The sequence below is a fragment of the Caldicellulosiruptor hydrothermalis 108 genome (assembly GCF_000166355.1).
In the GTDB taxonomy this organism is placed as follows: domain Bacteria; phylum Bacillota; class Thermoanaerobacteria; order Caldicellulosiruptorales; family Caldicellulosiruptoraceae; genus Caldicellulosiruptor; species Caldicellulosiruptor hydrothermalis.
Genome location: NC_014652.1, coordinates 1,056,045 through 1,062,500, shown reverse-complemented (window position 1 = coordinate 1,062,500; position 6,456 = coordinate 1,056,045). Strand labels below are relative to the sequence as shown.

The window sequence follows — 6,456 nt, the reverse complement described above, 5'->3', positions numbered from 1 at the left end:
TTGTAGTCCATTACAAGAGAGGATGTTCATGTCTTGCTTTCAGTCTTTCCCATCTTCTATCAACTTCTGCTTGGAATTCTTCAACGACATGTTTGTACTCTGGTCGTGTAAGGTGTTTAGTTCTTCCCATCATTGAAAACCATTCAATAACAGGGATTTTCTTGCCCTTTTTCTCCGGGTCATATGTTATAGTGGTTTTGCCATGATCAATCTCATAAAGCGGGTGGAAACAACAATCAACAGCCGCCTGAATAACTCTTCTCTCCTTTGATGGTTCATCACCCCAGTTAAGCGGGCAAGCCGACAGCGCCTTGATATATACAAGTCCCTCTTCTCTCATGATTTTCTGAGCTTTTCTAGCTTTTTTGACAAAATCAATAGGGTCAGACTCTGCCACTGTGGCAACGTATGGAATATTTGTAGCCGCCATTATCTGAGGAGTGTCTTTATGGAAGGTCGATTTTCCAAACTGAGCCTTCCCGACATGTGAAGTTGATGTAGACGCTCCGTAAGGCGTGGTGTACGAAAGCTGGTACCCTGTATTCATGTAGCCCCCATTGTCGTACTCAAATATAATCATCTTGTGGTTTCTCAGCGCAGCACCAATTGTAGGACCCATACCTATGTCGTTACCGCCATCACCTGTCACAAGGATAAATGTCAGGTCCCTGTCAGGAATTTCTCCTCTCTTCCTTCTCTGGTTGTACATCTCAACAAGTCCAGAAAGTGTTGCTGCACCGTTTTGGAAAAGGTTGTGCACATAAGTTGTCCTGAAAGCTGTTTGAGGATAAGCAGTAGTTACAACCATGCCACAACCCGTATGGAAAAGAAGAACTACATCACCTTCAATCCCTTTCAAAAGAAGATTCAAGTTAGGGAATATACCACAGCCAGGACATGCGCCATGGCCAGGAACAATTCGTTTTGGCATTGCTGTCAAATCACGCGTGTTCAGTAGAATGTTCTTGGTCCATTCTGCTTTTATAGGTTTCATATACCTTTTAGGAACATAATTTTCATCTCCTGGGTATGCTCCGATATAATCAAAATCTGGTATTTCTTTTTTGCCTTCAAGTACAAGGTTCATATCTTCAAAGAGAGTCAGAGCATCTTCCAGGAAAAAGTCCTTGCCACCAAGTCCATAGATTCTGCTGATTACTTTTGGACCTTTTTCAAGCTCTTGAAGTGTTGCTTTGATTTCAATTGTCATATTGCCACCTTTTGCACCGTAGCTTTCTTGCCTGTCTAACACTGCAAGAAGCTTTACATTTTTCAAAAGCTCCTGGATTTCTCTTTTTGGCCATGGTCGCAATACGTTTGTTGTTGCAACGCCAACTTTTATACCTTTCTGTCTTAAAATGTCAACAGCTTCACATACGGTATCATAAGTGGAATTCAAAACAAATATAGCTATTTCTGCATCTTCCATTCTATATCCTTCAACCAGCTCATATTTTCTACCGCTAATCTTATAAAATTCCTCGAATACTTGTGGAATTATTTCATACGCTTTATCCATTGCCTTGCTGAGTTGATATTTGTTGTTTATAAGGTCGGGTTCGTTCATATAAGGTCCAATTGTAACAGGGTTCTCAGGATCTATTGCAACTACTCGCTTTGGCGGGAGCTTACCAACAAACTCCTGAACATCTTCTTTATTCTTAAAATAGCTCACAACCCTCTTTTGATGGCTTGTAAAAAATCCGTCATATGCAACAATTACAGGAAGATTTACATCAGGATGTTCACCAATCTTTACTGCCATTATGTTCATGTCGTAGACTCTTTGCGGATCTTTAGCAAGAAGTATTATCCAGCCAGTATTTAACGTGAACATTAAATCGCTATGGTCACCTTTTATGTCAAGAGGTCCAGAAATTGAACGTGTAACAAGATTTAATACCATTGGAAATCTTGTTCCAGATTGAACAGGAAGCTGTTCTAAAGCATACATTAGCCCATTTGCACTTGTTGCATTAAAAACTCTGCCACCGCCCAAAGAAGCACCGTAACAGATCCCTGCAGCACCATGTTCACCGTCTGCCGCAATCAATAAAATATCATGAAGTCCATCTGCCCGCATCTGGTCAAGTTCTTCAGCAATCTGGGTAGAAGGTGTTATCGGATAGTATCCCATAATATGATAATTTATTTGTGATGCAGCCAAAGCCGCCATTTCATTTCCACTTTCAAAGATTGTCTCTTGTGGTTTTATCATCTCTTCTCACCATCCTCATACCATTTTTCGTATATATCAAAATCATGTTTTGCAGAGATTTTTCCTATGTCATATTCCCTTTCAATTCCTTCAACAAGTGCAGCTGTTGGGCATACATCAACACATCTTAGACACCCTTTACAATATTGATAATCAGGTCCCAGATTAAACATTTTTAACTTACCATTTTCAATCCTTCTATCCCAAACAAAGACATAATCAGGACACGTAGTTTCACAAAGCCCACAGTTGATGCATTTTTCTTTTATAAACACAGGAATTTTCCCAATCCTGCTGGTTATATTGTTTTTTGTTATTGTGTTTGCATACTCTACAATAGTTCCTCCAATTGGAGCGTTTTTGTATCCCATAGGTCTTCTTTCTTCTTGGTACTCTACGTATTGGTAATTACCATCATATTCAAAAAACTTAGATTCTACCTGGTTATATCCAGCTTCAAGACCTGCCATGTTGGACGCAATTGTCTGTGGATATTTTTTCTCAAAAGTTTGTTTAACAATCTCTTTCACGCTATCTAAGCTGATAAACCCAAGCATTCTTACAATTGCACCAAGCATAACCATGTTAATCCTCGTTTTAACTTCAAGGGCAATCCTTATTGCATCCACTATTGCCACCGTGCCACTTGCAAGTTTCAAAAAGTCACGAGCCTCATCCACGCTCTTGTTTGTATTCAGGATAACTATTCCATCTTTTCTAAGTCCTTGTGTGACGGGGTTTGTATTTACCATATTCTCGTGAAATATAGCAACCAAATGAGGCTGAACAACAGGCGAATTAATTCTTATCTGTTTTTCCTTTGGAGCAAATCTTATATACGACTTTACAGGTGAACCTTTCTTTTCAGAGCCATAACTTGCAAAATTTAAGGCATTCAGTCCACTTCCAACAACACCTGCCTCAGCCAAAATCTTGCCCGCAACATTTGCACCAAGTCCGCCAATACTTTCAAGTCGAATTTCGTAGTATCCAAGTTCGTTTGTAGTAGGTAACATTCGCTCATCTCCTCGTTTAAAAATTCTGTTTATTAATTTTTACCCTGCTGAAGATACAAATTAACATAGTTTAATATTTCGTCTTTATTATTTTTCTCAGGATTTTCTAAGATATATTCATATACACTCTTTAAGACCTTGCCTATCATTTCACCCTTCAAACCTAAAATTAGCAAGTCTTCTCCTCTGAGCTGAACATCTTTTTTGTGGATGAGCTTATTTTCTCTTTTTAAATCATTGAATATTTGTAAAATTCTATGGTCTGATTTTAAAATAGAAATGGTTGTCAGAATTTCTTCAGCTTCTTTTTCCTCCTCGAAAAAAATCTTTTTGACAAGTTTATCTTGAGAGCATTCCATGGTTAAATAATTGCAGAGTTTAGCAGCAGCATTAATTTTCTTTTTTTCAAACTTCAAATCTCTCATTAGTTTCTCAATTAATGTATTATCTTTCAAGCAGGCAAAAAAGGCAGGAACTTTGAATTTTGTAGGAATAAAATCAAACTCTACTTGGCTTAAATAAAGGTATATTTGCGAATACTCAGAAATTATAATACTACCCACACCGCTTTCATAAAGAAGTTTAAGCCCGTAAGAAGAATTTTTGCTTTCCAAAGTCTTTGATAGTTCTATATTTATTCTTTCCTTTGAGATTTTTTTTAAAAGATCTTTTAGGCTTTTCAGTGCCTCAAAAGTTTCATTTTCTATGACAAAACTTAGCTGCGTTACAAACCTTATACACCTCAAAATTCTCAGTGCATCTTCAAAAAATCTTTCGTGTGGATTGCCAACACATCTAACAATTTTATTCTTCAAGTCCTCAATTCCACCGAAATAATCTATAAGTCCTTCATCCGGATGATATGCCATGGCATTTATAGTAAAATCCCTTCTTCTGAGGTCTTCAAAAAGACTGTTTATGAACTCTACTTTTGGCCATCTGTGGTTTTTATATTCCTTTTCTATTCTAAATGTGGTAACCTCTATCTTGACTCCATTTATAATCACTGTTACCGTTCCATGTTTTATACCTGTTGGAATGGTCTTTTCAAAAAGATGAATTACATCTTCAGGTTTTGCATCTGTTGCAATGTCAAAATCTTGAGGTTCTTTCCCAAGCAGATAATCTCTCACACATCCACCAACCAAATATGCTTTAAATCCATGCTGATTTAATGTCCTAATTACCTTCATCGGTTCACCTTTTAGCTGAATCATAAAAATCACCCTTTTTAACAATTGCTATTGTCAATAAAATATCATACAATTTGATTGTATGCAAAAAACTCTTTTTAAAGGAGATGACTTGCTATGTTTGACTACCACATTCATTCTAACTTTTCATCTGACTCAAATATGAGTATGGAAGATGCTGTAAAAAAAGCTATAGAACTCAACCTTGACGAGATAGCTTTTACAGACCATATGGACCTTTTATACCCGCCAGTTTCATACCCTGTTTGGGATATTAACTATGAAGATTACATGAATGAATTTTATTCTGTCAAAGAAAAATACAGTAGCATGATAAAAATTAAACTCGGTAGCGAGGTTGGACTGCAACCACATTCTATAGAAAAAAGTTTAGAGATTCTAAACAGCTATTCCTTTGACTTTGTAATTGCCTCGACCCATGTTGTAGACTTTCAAGATTTGGCAGATGGTGTTTTCTATCAGGGAAAAACAAAACAGCAGGCTTATATAAGATACTTTGAAGAAACCCTGAACTTCATCAAAAGCTTTGACAAATTTTGTGTATATGGTCATCTTGACATTGTCAAACGATATGGAAATTATGAGAACAAAGATTTAGATAAAGAAGAGTATTGGGATTTGATAGATGAGATATTAAAACTGCTTATTCTTAAAGGAAAAGGAATTGAAGTTAATACCTCTGGTTTTAGATATGGTCTTGGAATGCCACATCCAGAATATAAAATCATAAAACGATTTTATGAATTGGGTGGCGAAATAATTACGCTTGGCTCAGATGCCCACTCTACAGAATGCATTGCATATATGTTCAATTATACTGTTGACATGCTAAAGAGCATTGGTTTTAAATATTTAACAAAATTTGAAAATCTTGAGCCAATATTTGTAAAAATATAAGCCCTCATCAGAGGGCTTTTTCTATTATTCCGCCACCAACAACAATATCGCCGCTATAGAACACAACAGACTGCCCTGGTGTTATGGCACGCTGTTTTTCATAAAACTTGACAAGTACTTTATTATCTTCTATAGGTATAATTCTTGCTTTTGCCTCTTTTGCAGTATACCTTATCTTTGCTGTTACTTCAAGCTCAGATTCTAATTTATCAAACGGGATAAAGTTCAAATCAGTTGCAACTAAGTTATCAGCATATATTTTATCCTCCTCACCCAATATAACCTTGTTTTCTTCAGGCTTTATAGCAACTACATACATTCTCTTGCCAGTTGAAATACCAAGGCCCTTTCTTTGCCCAATTGTGTAATTATAATAAGTTTTGCTTCTGCCAAGTATATTCCCTTCTGTGTCTACATATATGCCATCTTCTTTAATCCCTGTTTCTTTTTCGATAAACTTTCCATAGTTATTGTCAGGGATGAAACAAATCTCCTGTGAGTCAGGCTTATTTGCAACAGGAAGTTTGAATTTTTCTGCAAGTCTGCGGACCTCATCCTTTGAAAATCTCCCTAAAGGAAAGAGAGTTTTAGATAACATCTCCTGTGTCATGTTATACAAAACATATGTCTGGTCTTTTTCTTTTGCTTTTGACCTTTTCAAAAGGTATCTGTTTAAACTATTGTCATATTCCACAATTGCATAATGACCAGTGGCAATATAGTCCATACCAATAGTAATCGCTTTTTTTAAAAAAAACTCAAATTTGATTTTTCTGTTACACATTATACAAGGGTTAGGAGTTCTGCCTTTTATATATTCGTCCACGAAATAGTCAATTACCATTTTTTTGAAATCATCTTTCATATTAAACACATAGTATGGAATATCGAGTATATTAGCAACTCTCCGTGCATCGTCCACTGCGTAAAGCGAACAACAACTCTTTCCTGTGATTAGCTCCTCACCACACCCGCTTTGCCAAATCTGCATTGTTGCTCCATATACTTCATAACCCTCTTCTTTTAAGATCGCTGCAGCAACAGAAGAATCAACTCCTCCACTCATTGCAACAAGGACTTTTTTCTTCAAAAAATCTCACCCTTTTAAAGT

General features: G+C 36.5%; 5 protein-coding genes. 1 reads left to right on the top strand and 4 read right to left on the bottom strand.

Features of this window, described 5'->3' with window-relative positions:
* Window positions 1-10: 10 nt before the first annotated feature.
* Genes CALHY_RS05250 through CALHY_RS05240 form a run of 3 tightly spaced genes read right to left on the bottom strand, consistent with a single transcriptional unit; the run spans window position 11 to window position 4,451 of the window.
* Window positions 11-2,218: a thiamine pyrophosphate-dependent enzyme gene (locus CALHY_RS05250; protein ID WP_013402950.1), complete on the bottom strand. Its 2,208-nt coding sequence runs from the start codon at window positions 2,216-2,218 to the stop codon at window positions 11-13.
* The gene (locus CALHY_RS05245) at window positions 2,215-3,234 is read right to left on the bottom strand and encodes a 2-oxoacid:acceptor oxidoreductase family protein (protein ID WP_013402949.1); all 1,020 of its coding nucleotides are present in this window, start codon (window positions 3,232-3,234) and stop codon (window positions 2,215-2,217) included. Before CALHY_RS05245 ends, CALHY_RS05250 begins: the two co-directional genes overlap by 4 nt.
* 32 nt (window positions 3,235-3,266) lie before the next feature.
* On the bottom strand, window positions 3,267-4,451 hold the full coding sequence (locus CALHY_RS05240) for a CCA tRNA nucleotidyltransferase (RefSeq protein ID WP_013402948.1): 1,185 nt from the start codon (window positions 4,449-4,451) through the stop codon (window positions 3,267-3,269).
* 93 nt (window positions 4,452-4,544) lie between these two features.
* Between CALHY_RS05240 and CALHY_RS05235 the strand changes: the two genes are divergently transcribed.
* Entirely contained in the window at window positions 4,545-5,345 is an 801-nt protein-coding gene (locus CALHY_RS05235) for a histidinol-phosphatase HisJ family protein (RefSeq protein WP_013402947.1), read from the top strand.
* Between the two features lie 7 nt (window positions 5,346-5,352).
* Here the strand turns inward: CALHY_RS05235 and mnmA are convergent, their stop codons facing one another.
* Window positions 5,353-6,435 (bottom strand): tRNA 2-thiouridine(34) synthase MnmA, encoded by a 1,083-nt coding sequence (mnmA, locus tag CALHY_RS05230; RefSeq protein ID WP_013402946.1) that lies wholly within the window; start codon window positions 6,433-6,435, stop codon window positions 5,353-5,355.
* Window positions 6,436-6,456 lie beyond the last annotated feature (21 nt).